Below are 15,058 nucleotides of genomic sequence, written 5' to 3'. Positions count from 1 at the left end.
CACTGGTGTGATGGAGACCACAGCCGAGACGATGACGGCTGCGCTGCTGCCGTCGCCCAACCCGGTGCAACTGATCGACCCGACCGGCGCGGAGGTCGAGCAGTCCGGCACCCGCCGCGACTACTCGATGCCGAGCGCGGCACGGCTGCGTGCGACGTGGCACGCGATGGTCGTCGGACGCCGCTTCGACGTGCAGGCCACCGCGTTGACCAAGCAGGGCCGGCTCGCGGTCTACCCGAGCTCCCGCGGCCAGGAGGCCTGCCAGGTCGGTGCGACGCTCTCGATCGGCAGCGGCGACTGGCTCTTCCCGACCTACCGTGAGTCGATGGCCCTGGTGACCCGTGGCATCGACCCGATCGAGGTGCTCTCCCTGCTGCGCGGCGACAGCCACTGCGGCTACGACCCGATCGCGACCAAGACTGCGGCGCAGTGCACGCCGCTGTCGACGCAGCTGGTGCACGCGGCCGGCGCGGCATACGGCGAGAGGCGACGCGGCACCGATCACGTCGCGCTGGCCTTCATCGGTGATGGCGCAACGAGCGAGGGCGACTTCCACGAGGCGCTCAACTTCGCGGCCGTCTTCGAGGCGCCGGTCGTCTTCTTCGTCCAGAACAACAAATACGCCATCAGCGTCCCGCTCTCCAAGCAGACCAAGGCACCGTCGTTGGCCTACAAGGGAATTGGGTACGGCGTCCCCTCCGAGCAGGTCGACGGCAACGACCCGGCCGCGGTGCTCGCGGTCATGGACGTCGCGCTCGAGCACTGCCGCAGCGGCAAGGGGCCATTCCTCATCGAGGCACACACCTACCGCATGGACGCGCACACCAACGCCGACGATGCCACCCGCTACCGCTCCTCCGACGAGGTCACCGCGTGGCTGGAGCGCGACCCGATCGCACGGGTCGAGGCCTGGCTGCGGGCACGGGGCGAGCTCAACGACGACATGGTGGCGGCCGCGAACGCCGAGGCCGAAGCGAGGGCCGCCGACCTGCGTGAGCGGATGAATCTCGAGCCCGCTGTTGACCCGATGTCGTTGTTCGACAACGTTTTTGCGCAGCGCACACCTCAACTGGAAGAAGCGCGCGCGATGGTTCGCGCAGAGCTCGACGCGGAGGTCGGAGAATGACAGTCACAATGGGCGGCGCGCTCAACACCGCGCTGCGCGACGCGCTGACCGCAGACGACAACGTCATGGTCTTCGGCGAGGACGTCGGCACCCTCGGTGGAGTCTTCCGGATCACCGACGGTCTCACCGAAAAGTTCGGCGAGGACCGCTGCTTCGACACCCCGCTCGCCGAGGCGGGCATCGTCGGCTTCGCAATCGGTATGTGCCTCACTGGTTTTCGGCCGGTCGTCGAGATGCAGTTCGACGCGTTCGCCTACCCGGCATTCGAGCAGATCACCTCGCACGTCGCCAAGATGCGCAACCGGACCTCGGGTGCTGTCGGCCTGCCGATGGTCATCCGGGTCCCGTATGCCGGCGGCATCGGCGGTGTCGAGCACCACTGTGACTCCAGCGAGGGCTACTACGCGCACACGCCCGGGCTGAAGGTCGTCACCCCGTCCGACGCGGCCGATGCCTACAGCCTGCTGCGCGAGGCGATCGATGATCCCGACCCGGTGATCTTCATGGAGCCCAAGGCGCTCTACTGGTCCAAGCAGGACATCGAACTCCCCTGCAAACGCCCGGCTTTCGGCAAGGCGAAGGTCCGCCGAGACGGCGACGACGTCACGATCGTCACCTACGGGCCCTCCGTGCCGACCGCTCTCAAGGCTGCCGAAGCCGCCGCAGAGGAGGGCTGGAGCGTCGAGGTCATCGACCTGCGCACCATCGTGCCCTTCGACGACGAGACCGTCGTGCAGTCGGTGCGCCGTACCGGCCGTTGTGTCGTCGTCGCCGAGGCGCAGGGCTTCGCGGGCGTGTCCGGCGAAGTCGCCGCACGCGTGACCGAGCGCTGCTTCCACTCACTGGCCGCGCCGGTCGCGCGAGTGAGTGGGCTGCCGACGCCATACCCGGCGCCGATGCTGGAGCAGACCTATCTGCCTGGTGTCGAACGCATCCTGGACGCGATCTCTCGCCTGCAGTGGGACGACCAGCCCGACCTGACGTTCGCGGGAGTGGGCGCGCGTGGCTGAGCAGACCTTCAACCTGCCCGACCTCGGCGAAGGCCTGACCGAGGCCGATCTCGTCGAGTGGCTGGTCGCCGACGGCGACGAGGTCGCCATCGACCAGCACGTCGTCGTCGTCGAGACCGCCAAGGCGACCGTCGAGGTGCCCTGCCCGTATGCCGGCCGGGTGCACACCCGCCACGGCGCCGAGGGCGACACGATCGAGGTCGGATCCCCTTTGCTGACAGTCGCTTCCGGCAGCACGGAAGCAACCGGCGATGTCGAGAACGACGGCTCCGGCGCGGTGCTGGTGGGATACGGCACCACCGACGTCGGTTCCTCCGGCTCGTCCGGGCGTCGTGCCGCCCGCCGACGTCAGCACACAGGGGCCGCGACCCCACCCACCACCCCACCGCGAGTGACGGCTTCCTCGGCGAGTGACGGTCCTATTGCACCGTCACTCGGCGAAAAAGCCGTCATTCGGCATGGGGGTGGAGCGCCGAAGGTCATCTCACCGATCGTGCGTCGGCTGGCCTCCGAGCGCGGCCTCGACCTGGGGGCGGTCACGCCCGGCCCCGACGGCATCATCCGCCGCACCGACGTCGAGGCTGCGGTGGCGGGTCTCGATACGCTCCCCCGCTCCGCTCCTCCACTACTCGACCAGCGTGATGAACGTGTGCCGCTGACCGGCATCCGCAGGCTCGTCGCCGACAAGCTGACCACTTCCCGCCGCGAGATCCCGGACGCCACGACGTGGGTCGACGCGGACGCGACCGGTCTGGTCGAGGCCCGCCGGGTGATCGGCCTGGAGCGCGGCGGGCTGCTGGCGCTGCTGGGCCGTATCTGCGTCGCCGGGCTGGGCGAGTACCCGGAGCTGAACTCCTCGGTCGACACCGAGCGCCAGGAGATCGTGCGCCATGGCGCCATACACCTGGGGTTCGCGGCGGACTCTCCGCGCGGCCTCGTCGTGCCGGTCGTGCACGACGCCGACCGGCTGACGACCCGGCAGCTCGCCGAGCGCATGGTGCAACTGGTCGACGCGGCCCGCGACGGCACGCTCGCACCGGCCGACCTGACCGGTGGCACGTTCACGCTGAACAACTACGGCGTCTTCGGGGTCGACGGCAGCACACCGATCATCAACCACCCCGAAGCAGCGATGCTGGGCGTCGGCCGCGTCTTCGAGCGTCCGTGGGTGGTCGACGGCGAGCTCGCCGTGCGCAAGGTCGTCCAGCTCGGCCTGACCTTCGACCACCGTGTCTGTGACGGCGGCGTCGCGGGCGGCTTCCTGCGCTTCGTCGCCGACGCCGTCGAGCGACCCGTGCAGTTGCTCGGCGACGTATGACGAGCAGGCCGACCACGCGCGACATACCAACCGGGCGGCACAGCACGTAAACTCTCGCCCGTGATGCGCATGACAGCTGGAGGGTCCATGAAGAACTCTGTCCGCCGTGGTGCGGCCGGTCTCGCGGCGGGCGTCGCGGTCGTCGGGCTGCTGGCCGGATGCGGTGACAAGGTTGTCAAGAAGGGTGACCTGCAGTCGCAGATCAAGGAGAAGGTCAGCGCGGCGGCGACCGGCTCCAAGGTCGGCGACGTCACGTGCGACGACAACCTGAAGGCCAAGGTCAAGGCCACCACGGACTGCACCGTCGAGATCGACGGCAAGAAGCAGACTGTGACCGCGGTCGTCGACAAGGTCGACGGCGACAAGGTGAGCTACAGCATCAAGCGCAAGGGATGACCTGCGAGCGTCGGACCCGTGTCTGGCGGGCCGGTGCACTCGATCGCAGTGACGTCGCGTTCTCCGACCTGCCGGGGCTGCTGTCGCAGGACGACAGCCTGACCTGGATCGACCTGCTCGACCCCCAGCACGACGACATCCACGAACTGGCCGAGGCGATCGGCCTCGATCAGCACACCGTCGAGGATGCATTGACGGTCCACGAGCGCCCCAAGGCGGTGCGCTTCAAGTCCTACTTCTTCATCACCTGCTTCACCGTGTCCAACGCCGCCCAGGACGGCGACCTGCATCGCATGTCGGTGATCGTGCTGCCACACGCCGTGGTGACGGTGCGACTCGGCGGCAACTTCCCGATCGACGACGTCGAGTCGGCTTTCGACGACAACCCGGACCTGATCCGCCTCGGCTCGAAGGCATTGCTGCACACCATCCTGGACACGGCCGTCGACGGCTATTTCGACGTGACCACCCGGATCGACGAGCAGGTGGACGCGCTGGAGGAACGACTTTTCGCCGAGCAGCACGCCGGCCCGGCGATCGCCCGGGAAGCGTTCACCTTGCACAAGCGGATCGGCCGGATGCGCCGGGTGGCGTTGCCGATGCGGGAGGTCGTCACGATGCTCCTGCGCCGAGTCGGAGCGGACGAGGAGCAGCACGATCTGCTGCCCTTCTACGAGGATCTCTACGACCACACCATGCGCGTCGCCGAGTGGTCCGAGTCGCTGCGCGACACCCTGGAGTCGGTGCAGGACACCAACCTGGCCCTCGGCGACGCGGCTCTGAACAACATCATGAAGAAGCTGACGTCATGGGCCGCGATCATCGCGGTGCCCACCCTCGTCACCGGGTGGTACGGGCAGAACGTGCCCTACCCCGGGTTCGGCCAGCACTCGGGCTTCTGGTTCAGCACGGTGCTCATGGTGCTTCTCGTGGTGGCTCTGTATGCCGCCTTCCGCCGGAAGAACTGGCTCTGACGTCCGACCCGCGGACGAGGCCCACCGCTCCGGCCGAACGGCCCAGTAGGGTCGGGCCGCATGAACACATGGGGAGGAAGTAGGGCGGTCGCCGTGGCGGCTGCTGGGGTGCTGACCGTGGCGCTGGCCGCGTGCAACGACGGGTCTTCGGGCGCAGTCACGTCGCCGCCGTCCGGGAGCGGGTCGTCGGGATCGTCGACCACGAGTTCGGAGTCGCCGCAGTCCTCGAAGTCGCCGGAGCCCTCGGCGAGTGCGGCCTCGAGCAGCACGGCGCCGACGGGCACTGCCTCGTCAACGCTCAACGCCGCCGACATACAGGCCAAGATCGTCGCCGGGACCCCGCCCAAGGACCTGACGTGGCGCTACCCGGCTCCGCCGACGTCGTGGCAGAAGCTGAAGACGGACGACGGCACCCTGCAGTGGAAGGTCCGCAGCAAGTGCGTCGTCACGCTGTCGCAGCCGGCCGGCATCGGCACCAACAAGACGCCCACGTCGGGGCAGGTGCTCGAGCACACCGCCGAGCAGACGTCCTCGGCATTTCCCGGGACCAAGCCGAAGTATCACGACCGGACGACACGCATGGTGCCCAATGTCATCGACGGCTTCAACGGCACCGCGAAGGTGCAGATGGAGGAGTCACTGGTCGACTACGGCAAGATCCGCTCCCGTATCGTCGCCTACCGCAAGGGCGACTACGCGTTGACCGCCCAGAGCGTCTGCGGCGACGCCAATCTCTTCAAGACCGCATCGAAGACGGAGCTCGACCCGTTCATCGACAAGCTCCAGGCACACACGAAGTACTGACTCGGCGCTCGTTCGTATGACGCCGCGGCACCGCGAGCGGTGCCGCGGCCGGTAGTCTCCGGTCCCGTGAACAGCTGGGGCGGCCACCAGAGACCCGTCGTCACCGTCGGCGCCGTGGTGGCGGGTGCGCTGGGTGTGTCCGTGGCCGGATGCGCCGACCACGCGTCGAGTGGGCTGATGACTCCGACGGCCATCGCGACGACACCGAGCGCATCAGCAACGAGCGCGACTCCGACCACCGCCGTCCCGACGAGCGCGCCCTCCGGTGTGGCAACGACATCCGCAGCCGCCAACACCGCGGAGAAGGCCCGGATCAGGGCGGCATGGCGGGCCGGCAAGCCGGCCAAGGATCTCATCTGGCGCATCCCCACGGACCCGCCGTCCTGGACGAAACTCCCCAAGGAACAGGACGGCCTGCAGCAGTGGCACGTCAAGCCGGGCTGTTACGTCCGGCTGTGGCAACTCGACGGCGCCGGAGGCAAGAATCCGATGACCGCGCGGGACGTGCTCGAGGTCACTGCTGAGGCAAACTCGGCGCTCTTCCCCGGGAAGCCGAAGCCTGCCTACCGTAACCACAGCATCATCAAGATGACTGCTTTCGTCGGACACATCAACGACGTCGGCCAGGTGAAAATGGCTGCGGCGTATGTCGATTACGGCAAGGCCAGGGCTCAGGTCGTTGCCTATCGCGACGGCGATCTGGCGCTCAGCTACACCAGCTACTGCAGCACCGCGAAGTCGTTCACGAAGGTCTCGGCGTCCGACTTCAATGCGTGGCGCGGGCGGCTTGCGGAAGAGACCTACTACTGACGAACACTCACGGGAAGCGCAGAGCCGACGCGATCGGTACGCCGGGCCGATAGGCCAGGTGCAGGTATGACGGCGCGTCCAGCGTGGTGAGCTCTGCGCGCGCACCCGCTCGGATGACGCCGATGTCGTTGCGGCGCAGCGATTTGGCCGCGCCTGCAGTCGCCGCGTGCAGTGCTTCGGCGGGCGTCATACCCATGTCGCGGACCGCGACTGCGATCGCGAACGGGATCGAGCTGGAGTAGCACGTGCCCGGGTTGCAGTCGCTGGCGAGGGCCAGGCTGACACCGGCATCGATCAGCCGGCGCGCGTCCGGGTAGGGCGACTTCGTCGAGAACTCCACACCGGGCAACAACGTTGCCACCGTTGACGATCCGGCCAATGCGTCGACGTCGTCGTCGGACAGGTATGTGCAGTGGTCGACGCTTGCCGCGTCGAGTGCGACGGCCAGCTGCGCACCGGGGCCGTGGCCCAGTTGATTTCCGTGGACGCGCAGCTCCAGACCCGCTGCCGCACCGGCACGCAGCACGCGCTCGGACTCCTCACCGGTGAACGCGAAGGCGCTGTTGGGCTCGCAGAAGACATCGATCCACCGAGCGTATGGCGCGCACGCAGCCAGCATGTCTCCACAGACCAGCTCGACGTAGTCGTTGCGACCGGTGTAGCTGTCGCGAAACTCCGGCGGGACCACGTGTGCGCCGAGGAACGTTGTCTCGTCGGTGAATTCGCGGGCAATCCGCAAAGCGCGTGCTTCGTTGTGGGCATCGAGCCCGTAGCCGCTCTTGATCTCGACGACGCCGGTGCCCTGCGCGTGCATCTCCTCGACCCGACGTGCGACCAGTGCGCGCAGCTCGTCGTCGGTGGCGGCCCGGGTCGCTTTCATCGACACGGCGATGCCGCCGCCGTCATACGGCTCACCGGTCATCCGGGCCGCGAACTCCGCCGAGCGATCACCGGCGAAGACCAGGTGACTGTGGCTGTCCACGAAACACGGTATGACGGCGCGCCCGCCGAGGTCCCGTCGGTCGTCGGTGGCGGTGAGCTCTTCACGGCGGCCCACCCACTCGATGCGGCCGTCCGCGACGACGACCGAGGCGTCCGGGATCAGACCGAGCGGCGAACCGTCGCCATCGGGATGCGTTGCGTCGTTGGTGACGAGTTCGCTGATGCCGGTGATGGCAGTGGTGCTCATCAGTTCTCCCAGAGGGTGTCGATGGCTTCGGTCAACAGTCGACCGACGTCGCCGAGCCGATGCCGGCGGTCGGTGACCACCGCTTCTCCGTCACGGATCACGTCCGTGACGTCGGCGGCGGTGGCCGCCGTGAGCACGAACTCGGCCGGTATGCCTGCGGTTCGGGGTGATTCGAGGTCGACTGCAACGAGGTCCGCCTTCGCGCCCGCCTGCAGCGAGCCCGCACCGTGCCAGCCGATCGTCGCATGCGCGGAGGCTGCGGCGAGCAGTTCAGGCTGCGAGAGCCGGCCACGCTGCAGCGTGCGCAGCCGCTCGTGTGACTCGACACCGCGCACTTCCTCGAACATGTCGATCACTGCATGCTGATCGGATCCAAGGCTCAATCGCACTCCGGCGTCGAGTAATTCACGTGCCGGGCCGATGCCGTCGGCGAGGTCGCGCTCGGTCGTCGGGCAGAAGGCCGCGACGGCCCTTGCGCGACCGAGGGTTGCGATGTCGTCGGGTGTGAGGTGGGTAGCGTGCACGGCGCTGAAATTCGGGCCGACGGCACCAGCGTCGGCCAGCAGCTGCACCGGAGTCATCCCGTAGAAGGCCTGCGCCGCTTCGTTCTCCGCGGGCTGCTCGGAGACGTGCGCGTGCATCACCTGTGCGGTCTGGCCGTTCGACACGTAGTGGACGAGCTCGCGCAGTTGCTCACGCGGCACCGCCCGCACAGAGTGGATCGCGGTGCCGACCAGGTTGGTGCCGTCCGGCTGCAGGTAGGAGACGCGGCGCGCCCACGACGAGACGTCGCCGTCGCCGAAACGGCGCTGCTCCGGCGCGAGTGGTTGATGACCGTCCGCGGTCAAACCCCCTGCGAGATAACAGGTGTCGAGCAGCGTCAGTCGCACACCTGCCTCCCTGGCGGCTTGCTGCAGCGCCTCCCCCATCGCGTTCGGATCGGCGTATGGCGTGCCGTCCGGCGTGTGGTGCACGTAGTGGAACTCTCCGACACTGGTGATCCCGGACAGCGCCATCTCCGCGTAGGTCACCCTGGCCAACGCGAGGTAGTTGTCCGGGTCGAGTCGGCGCGCGGCGTCATACATGACCTCGCGCCAGGTCCAGAACGTGCCGCCGCCGGCGTGGGTGCGGCCGCGCAGCGCGCGGTGGAACGCGTGACTGTGCGTGTTCGCGAAGCCCGGGAGCACGACTCCGGGCAAGCGGTGCGCGTCGCCCTGCGACCGGCCCGCCTCGACCGCGTCGAACACGTCACCCTCGATGCGGAACAGGACGTCGCGTGCCACTCCGTCGGGCAGCAGCGCATATTCGGCCCAGTAGGTCGTCATGCGTGGTCCCCGCGAAGTGTCCGGCGGATGCTCATGAGGAGAGCTCCTCCACGACGGTCGCGAGAGCGTCGACACCACGCAGGCAGTCGTCACGCTCGGCGAACTCCTCCGGGGAGTGGGACACACCGGTCGGGTTGCGGACGAAGAGCATCGAGGTGGACACTCCTGCAGTCGCGAGCACCCCGGCGTCGTGGCCGGCACCGGTGCCGAGCATCGGTGTCTGCTCGCCGAGGATGTCGCGGAGCCGACCGGACAGGTCGTCGTCGAAGCGGGTCGTCTCGGTCCAGGACTCCTCGGAGAGGGTGCCGCCGAACCGGCGCGTAGCGTCCGCGATCGCGGAAACCGTTGTGTGCACGGCGTTCTGGTCCGAACCACGTGCATCGAGCCATAGCGTCACGTGCGACGGTATGGCGTTCACCCCGCCCGGCTCGACCGAGATCTTGCCGGTGGTGGCGACGCAGCCGTTGGTCGCAGCGGCCGATCGTGCGGCGAGCACGACCTCGGCGGCGGACATCATCGCGTCCTGCCGGTCGGCCAATGCCGTCGTCCCGGCGTGGTTCGCCGTGCCGGGCAGGTCGATCCGCCAGCGACCGTGCGGCCAGATGTCGGTGCCGATGGCCACGGCGGAGGTCGTCGGATCGAGGTCGGCCAGCGCCCGTCCCTGTTCCACGTGCAACTCGACGAACTGCCCGATGCGGCGCAGGGTGTCGGGGTCCCGCCCGATCGTGTCCGGCGTGCGGCCCGCGCGACGTAGCGCCTCGGCCATCGTGACGCCGTCCGCATCGGTGAGGCTCAGCGCGCGATCGGCGGTCATGGCTCCGGTGATCACCCGCGAGCCGGCGCAGGCCACTCCGAATCGTGCACCCTCCTCGTCACCGAAGTTGACGACGGCGATGGGACGCTCGGGCTTGAAGCCCCTCTCCCGCAACGCATCGACGGCGGCGAGTCCGGAGACGACGCCCAGGGGGCCGTCGTACGCGCCACCGTCGGGCACGGAGTCCAGGTGTGACCCGACGACGACCCCGGGTCCGTCGGTGTCCGGGTCGCCCCACCACGCCCACTGGTTGCCCATCCGGTCCTCGACCAGATCGAGCCCGCGACCGGCGCACTCGGCCGCGAACCACTCACGCAGTGTGTGGTCCTCCGCGGTCCAGGCGAAGCGCCGGTAGCCGCCGGAGGACGCACGGCCCACCGGGTCGAGGTCCGCCCACATCCGGTCGAAGCTGGCCGAAGTTCCTGCGGCACTTGGTCTCGATACACCTCCTCCGCTTCGCTCCCCCGGCACTCGACCAGCGTGTGAGTCCGTCATACGAGTTCCTCCTCCAACTCCTCGAGGTCGTCGGGCAGGATGGTCCGCTCCGGCGGCCGGCTGGTGGCACGCGCCCACGGGTAGTAGACGACCGAGGTGACGACCAGGCCGACGATCCAGGAGACGTCAGCGCCATCAAGTGATTTCGCGATCGGTCCGGTGTAAAGACTCTGCGACAGGAACGGTATCTGCACGACCACACCGATCACGTAGGTCGCCAGCCCGCACACGTTGTAGCGCCCGTAGCGACCCGTTTCGTCGTACAGCGCCGGGACGTCGACCCGCTCCTTGGAGACCAGGTAGTAGTCGACCAGATTGATCGCGCTCCACGGGATGAAGACGGTCAGCAACAACAGGACGAAGTTCTTGAAGTTGTCCAGGAAATTCGCGGAGCCGGCGAGGGCGACGACGATCGAACAGGCCAGGAAGCCGAAGACGAAGGCGATCCGGACGACCGGACGCACCGTTGCGCGACGAGTGAATGCCGTTGTGGTCGTGAGCAAGGTCATCGAACCGCCATACGCATTCAGCGTGTTGACGGTCAACTTCCCGACGACGATGACGATGTAGATCACGAACGCGATTGCGCCACCACCGGCGAGGTCACCGACGAATCCGACCTGGTTGTCCAGGAAGGTCGACTTCGGGATCGACGCGATCAGTGCTCCGAGGGTCATCGACCACATCGAGCCGATCACGCTGCCGCCGAGGGTCGCCCAGAAAGTGCTGGAAATAGTGGTGTTTCGCGGCAGATAGCGCGAGTAGTCGGCGACATACGGGCCGAAGGTCAGCTGCCAGCCGGCACCCAGGGCGATCGCCAGCAGGAACGGCGCGCCGTCGAAGTGCGGCGAGCCGAAGAGGGTGTGCGCGCTGTTCTCGTGGAAGACCCGGAAGGTGAGATACGCGAAGCCGAAGAAGCCGAGCACCGTTGCCAGACGACCCAATTTGTGGATCCAGCGGTAGCCGAACGCTGCCACGATGAAGGTCAGGACACCGAAGATGATGATCCCCACCGGCTTCGCATCGACGTGCAGGATCTTGTTGATCGCCTGCCCGGAGAGCACCGTGCCCGTGGCGGCGAAGCCGAGATACATGATCACCACGAGCACCAGCGGCAGCGCGGCGCCGAGCACGCCGAACTGCGCACGGCTGCTGATCATCTGCGGCAGACCGAGGTGCGGACCCTGCGCGGAGTGCAGCGCCATGACTGCACCACCGAGCAGGTTGCCGATCAGCAGGCCGATGATCGCCCACATCGCGTCGGCCCCGAAGACCACGGCGAGCGCCCCGTCGACGACCGCGGTGATCTGCATGTTCGCGCCGAACCACAGCGTGAACTGGTTGATCGGAGAGCCGTGCCGCTCGTTGGCGGGCACCACCTCGATGCTGCGCTTCTCCCACTGACCGCCGCCGGCCGCCACTGGCCTCAACCCTCCTGCATCGGGACGCGCACGCCGCGTTCGGCTGCCACGTCCTCGGCGCGCTCGTAGCCCGCGTCGACGTGCCGGATGACACCCATGCCCGGGTCGTTGCTCAGCACTCGCGCCAGCTTCTGCGCGGCCAGCGGCGTGCCGTCCGCCAGGGACACCTGACCCGCGTGGATGGACCGGCCGATGCCGACGCCGCCACCGTGGTGGATGGACACCCAGCTCGCACCGGAGCTGGTATTGACCAACGCGTTGAGCAGTGGCCAGTCGGCGATCGCGTCGGATCCGTCTGCCATCGCTTCGGTTTCGCGGTATGGCGAGGCGACCGACCCGCAGTCCAGGTGGTCGCGTCCGATGACGATCGGCGCGCTTACCTCTCCGCTCGCGACGAGGTCGTTGATCGCCAGGCCTGCCTTGTCACGCTCGCCGTAGCCGAGCCAGCAGATGCGGGCCGGCAAGCCCTGGAAGGCGATCTTCTCGCGGGCGCCGCGCATCCACTTCTGCAACCGGTCGTTGTCCGGGAAGAGGTCCATCACGGCCTTGTCGGTCGCGTAGATGTCCTTCGGGTCACCCGAGAGCGCCGCCCAGCGGAACGGGCCCTTGCCCTCGCAGAACAGCGGGCGGATGTATGCCGGGACGAACCCGGGGAACTCGAAGGCGCGGTCGTAGCCACCCAGTCGGGCTTCGTCGCGGATCGAGTTGCCGTAGTCGAAGACCTCGGCGCCGCCGTCCTGGAACTCCACCATCGCCTGCACGTGCTTGGCCATGGATTCGCGGGCGCGGTCGGTGAACTCCTCCGGCTTCTTGTCCGCGTAGTCGTGCCAGTCGTCCGGCGAAATGCCTTCGGGCAGATAGGAAAGCGGGTCGTGAGCGCTGGTCTGGTCGGTGACAATGTCGATCGGCACACCACGCCGCAGCAGCTCGGGGTAGATCTCGGCCGCGTTGCCGACGACACCGACCGACCAGGCACGACGGTCGTTCTTCGCGGCGACGGCCTTGTCGATCGCGTCGTCCAGGTTGTCCGCTACCTCGTCGAGGTAGCGGTGGTCGACCCGGCGGCGCAGCCGCGACTCGTCGACGTCGACGATCAGGCACGCACCGTCGTTCATCGTGACCGCGAGCGGCTGGGCGCCACCCATGCCACCGCAACCGCCGGTCAACGTCAGGGTGCCCGCGAGGGTGCCGCCGAAGCGCTTCTCGGCAACCGCCGCGAAGGTCTCGTAGGTGCCCTGCACGATGCCCTGGGTGCCGATGTAGATCCAGGAACCCGCGGTCATCTGGCCGTACATCGTCAGACCCAACTGCTCCAGGCGACGGAACTCGGGCCAATTCGCCCAGTCCGGAACGAGATTGGAGTTGGCGATCAGCACACGCGGTGCCCATTCGTGGGTCTGCATGACGCCCACCGGACGGCCGGACTGCACCAGCATCGTCTCGTCGGCCTTCAGCTTCTCCAGCGTGCGGACCATCGCGTCGAAGGACCGCCAGTCACGGGCCGCACGGCCGGTGCCGCCATACACAACGAGCTCGTCGGGGTGCTCCGCAACCTCCGGGTCGAGGTTGTTCATCAGCATGCGCATCGGGGCCTCGGCCGCCCAGGACTGTGCGGTGAGCTTGGTGCCGCGCGGGGCGCGGACGGGACGTGCACCTTCCATGATCGTCAGATCCTTTCGTTGTCAGTCAGTTCAAGCTGGTCGAGTAGCGGAGCTATTGCGGGTCGAGTAGCCGAGCCGCTAGGCGAGGCGTATCGAGACCGGACCGCCTCACCGCAACACCCCGGTGACCTTCTCCGCTGCAGCGAGGGCGCTGCCACTGCTCACGAACTCGACCGCCTGCTCGATCTCCGGGGCGAGGTAGCGGTCCGGGCCGGGGACGCCGATGTTCGGCAGTGCGTCGATGACGGCAGCTGTCGCGGGCCCGGGCCGGAGCGGCTCGCGCAGCCGGATGCCACGGGCGGCGGTGAGCAACTCGACCGCGAGCACGCGGCGCAGCCCGTCCACCGAACGGCGCAGCTTGCGTGCCGCGGACCAACCCATCGAGACGTGGTCCTCCTGCATCGCGCTCGAGGGGATCGAGTCGACAGACGCTGGGTTCGCGAGCCGCTTCAACTCGGAAACGATTGCCGCCTGGGTGTATTGGGCGATCATGTGGCCGGAGTCGACACCGGGGTCGTCGGCCAGGAAGGGCGGGAGACCGTTGCTGCGCGCCACGTCGAGGAAGCGATCGGTGCGACGCTCACTGATGCTGGCCAAATCGGCCGTCACGATGGCGAGGAAGTCCAGCACGTAGGCGACGGGTGCGCCGTGGAAGTTGCCGTTGGACTCGACGCGGCCGTCCTTGGTGACGACGGGATTGTCGACGGCTGACGCCAGCTCGGCGTCGGCGACACTCGTGGCGTGCGCGATCGTGTCGCGTGCGCCGCCGGCCACCTGCGGCGAGCAACGCAACGAGTAGGCGTCCTGGACGCGCGTGCACGCCGCGGGGTCACGGTGGCTCTCGCGGATCTCGCTGTCCTTCAACAGGTTCCGCAGGTTTGCGGCGCTGTCGCCCTGGCCGCGCTGCGGGCGCAGCTCGTGCAGGTCGGCGGCGAAGACGTCATCGGTGCCGAGCAGGCCCTCGACCGACATAGCCGCAGTGATGTCGGCGACCTTGGTCAGCGCGGTCAGGTCGGTGATCGCCAGGCAGAGCATGCCGAGCATGCCGTCGGTGCCGTTGATCAGCGCCAGGCCTTCCTTCTCGCGCAGCTCGACCGGCGTCAGGCCGGCGGCCGCGAGCGCTTCGTCGGCGGTCTGCTGCTCGCCGTCGGCGTTCCGGACCTCGCCCTCGCCCATCAGAGCAAGTGCACAGTGGGCCAGCGGCGCCAGGTCACCGGAGCAACCGAGCGAGCCGTACTCCCGGACACAGGGCGAGATGCCGGCGTTGAGCATCCCGACATACGTCTCCAGGACCTCCGGGCGGACGCCCGTGCGACCGGTCGCCAGGGTGCTGATGCGCAGCAGCATCAGTGCGCGCACCACCTCGCGCTCGACCTCGGGGCCGGAACCGGCGGCGTGCGAGCGCACCAGCGAGCGCTGCAGTTGGGCGCGCGACTCGACCGGGATGTGCTTGGTCGCCAACGCCCCGAAACCGGTGGAGACGCCGTAGTGCGGAATGGGGTCATCGGCCAGCTGCTCGATGATCGATCGGCTGCGCGCGACCTCCGCCAGTGCCTCTTCGGACACCTCCACCCGCGCTCCGTGGCGGGCGACGGCGACGACATCGGCGATGGAGAGGGCGCCGAGACCAACAACTACGGATTCGCTCATATGATCCATGCAATACCCACCTGCGATGCACTGATAGCGGCGATCGGGCCTTTCTGTCTCATATC

General features: G+C 68.1%; 13 protein-coding genes. 7 read left to right on the top strand and 6 right to left on the bottom strand.

Annotated elements, in window-relative coordinates:
* Positions 1-10 precede the first annotated feature (10 nt).
* The 7 genes from IEX71_RS06885 to IEX71_RS06855 all read left to right on the top strand — a co-directional run bounded on the left by IEX71_RS06885 (position 11) and on the right by IEX71_RS06855 (position 6,438).
* Positions 11-1,126 (top strand): thiamine pyrophosphate-dependent enzyme, encoded by a 1,116-nt coding sequence (locus IEX71_RS06885; RefSeq protein WP_229749534.1) that lies wholly within the window; start codon positions 11-13, stop codon positions 1,124-1,126.
* Positions 1,123-2,136: an alpha-ketoacid dehydrogenase subunit beta gene (locus IEX71_RS06880; protein WP_188836236.1), complete on the top strand. Its 1,014-nt coding sequence runs from the start codon at positions 1,123-1,125 to the stop codon at positions 2,134-2,136. The genes IEX71_RS06885 and IEX71_RS06880 overlap by 4 nt, the downstream gene beginning before the upstream one ends.
* Positions 2,129-3,454 carry a dihydrolipoamide acetyltransferase family protein gene (locus IEX71_RS06875; RefSeq protein ID WP_188836235.1) on the top strand — a complete coding sequence of 442 codons (1,326 nt, stop codon included), beginning with the start codon at positions 2,129-2,131 and terminating at the stop codon, positions 3,452-3,454. Before IEX71_RS06880 ends, IEX71_RS06875 begins: the two co-directional genes overlap by 8 nt.
* An 87-nt stretch (positions 3,455-3,541) precedes the next feature.
* The gene (locus IEX71_RS06870) at positions 3,542-3,850 is read left to right on the top strand and encodes a DUF4333 domain-containing protein (protein ID WP_188836234.1); all 309 of its coding nucleotides are present in this window, start codon (positions 3,542-3,544) and stop codon (positions 3,848-3,850) included.
* Positions 3,847-4,824, top strand: a complete 978-nt coding sequence (locus tag IEX71_RS06865; protein ID WP_188836233.1) for a magnesium transporter CorA family protein — start codon at positions 3,847-3,849, stop codon at positions 4,822-4,824. Before IEX71_RS06870 ends, IEX71_RS06865 begins: the two co-directional genes overlap by 4 nt.
* A gap of 60 nt (positions 4,825-4,884) precedes the next feature.
* Positions 4,885-5,628 carry a hypothetical protein gene (locus tag IEX71_RS06860; RefSeq protein WP_188836232.1) on the top strand — a complete coding sequence of 248 codons (744 nt, stop codon included), beginning with the start codon at positions 4,885-4,887 and terminating at the stop codon, positions 5,626-5,628.
* A gap of 66 nt (positions 5,629-5,694) precedes the next feature.
* Positions 5,695-6,438: a hypothetical protein gene (locus tag IEX71_RS06855; protein ID WP_188836231.1), complete on the top strand. Its 744-nt coding sequence runs from the start codon at positions 5,695-5,697 to the stop codon at positions 6,436-6,438.
* Between the two features lie 7 nt (positions 6,439-6,445).
* On the opposite strand, the gene hutI is transcribed toward IEX71_RS06855, so the two are convergent.
* The 6 genes from hutI to hutH form a co-directional block, all read right to left on the bottom strand.
* Positions 6,446-7,627 (bottom strand): imidazolonepropionase, encoded by a 1,182-nt coding sequence (gene hutI, locus IEX71_RS06850; protein WP_188836230.1) that lies wholly within the window; start codon positions 7,625-7,627, stop codon positions 6,446-6,448.
* Positions 7,627-8,952, bottom strand: coding sequence for a formimidoylglutamate deiminase (locus tag IEX71_RS06845; protein ID WP_188836229.1), 1,326 nt, complete (start codon positions 8,950-8,952; stop codon positions 7,627-7,629). Before IEX71_RS06845 ends, hutI begins: the two co-directional genes overlap by 1 nt.
* 31 nt (positions 8,953-8,983) lie before the next feature.
* Positions 8,984-10,165: an allantoate amidohydrolase gene (locus IEX71_RS06840; RefSeq protein WP_229749533.1), complete on the bottom strand. Its 1,182-nt coding sequence runs from the start codon at positions 10,163-10,165 to the stop codon at positions 8,984-8,986.
* Between the two features lie 92 nt (positions 10,166-10,257).
* Entirely contained in the window at positions 10,258-11,682 is a 1,425-nt protein-coding gene (locus tag IEX71_RS06835; RefSeq protein WP_229749593.1) for a purine-cytosine permease family protein, read from the bottom strand.
* A 5-nt stretch (positions 11,683-11,687) separates the two neighbouring features.
* Positions 11,688-13,343 (bottom strand): urocanate hydratase, encoded by a 1,656-nt coding sequence (gene hutU, locus IEX71_RS06830; RefSeq protein WP_188836226.1) that lies wholly within the window; start codon positions 13,341-13,343, stop codon positions 11,688-11,690.
* Between the two features lie 108 nt (positions 13,344-13,451).
* The gene (gene hutH, locus IEX71_RS06825) at positions 13,452-14,993 is read right to left on the bottom strand and encodes a histidine ammonia-lyase (RefSeq protein ID WP_373284578.1); all 1,542 of its coding nucleotides are present in this window, start codon (positions 14,991-14,993) and stop codon (positions 13,452-13,454) included.
* Positions 14,994-15,058 lie beyond the last annotated feature (65 nt).

The organism is Flexivirga endophytica, assembly GCF_014640635.1.
Lineage (GTDB): Bacteria > Actinomycetota > Actinomycetes > Actinomycetales > Dermatophilaceae > Flexivirga > Flexivirga endophytica.
The sequence above is the reverse complement of the archived record's forward strand: the minus strand, read 5'-3'. Positions and strand labels throughout refer to the sequence as shown.

Excerpts from the sequence above, each read along its gene's own strand:
- IEX71_RS06885 (WP_229749534.1), top strand. The coding sequence starts at position 11 with ATGGAGACCACAGCCGAGACGATGACGGCTGCGCTGCTGCCGTCGCCC.
- IEX71_RS06880 (WP_188836236.1), top strand. The coding sequence starts at position 1,123 with ATGACAGTCACAATGGGCGGCGCGCTCAACACCGCGCTGCGCGACGCG.
- IEX71_RS06870 (WP_188836234.1), top strand. The coding sequence starts at position 3,542 with ATGAAGAACTCTGTCCGCCGTGGTGCGGCCGGTCTCGCGGCGGGCGTC.
- IEX71_RS06865 (WP_188836233.1), top strand. The coding sequence starts at position 3,847 with ATGACCTGCGAGCGTCGGACCCGTGTCTGGCGGGCCGGTGCACTCGAT.
- IEX71_RS06860 (WP_188836232.1), top strand. The coding sequence starts at position 4,885 with ATGAACACATGGGGAGGAAGTAGGGCGGTCGCCGTGGCGGCTGCTGGG.
- hutI (WP_188836230.1), bottom strand. The coding sequence starts at position 7,627 with ATGAGCACCACTGCCATCACCGGCATCAGCGAACTCGTCACCAACGAC.
- IEX71_RS06845 (WP_188836229.1), bottom strand. The coding sequence starts at position 8,952 with ATGACGACCTACTGGGCCGAATATGCGCTGCTGCCCGACGGAGTGGCA.
- IEX71_RS06840 (WP_229749533.1), bottom strand. The coding sequence starts at position 10,165 with ATGTGGGCGGACCTCGACCCGGTGGGCCGTGCGTCCTCCGGCGGCTAC.
- hutU (WP_188836226.1), bottom strand. The coding sequence starts at position 13,343 with ATGGAAGGTGCACGTCCCGTCCGCGCCCCGCGCGGCACCAAGCTCACC.
- hutH (WP_373284578.1), bottom strand. The coding sequence starts at position 14,993 with ATGAGCGAATCCGTAGTTGTTGGTCTCGGCGCCCTCTCCATCGCCGAT.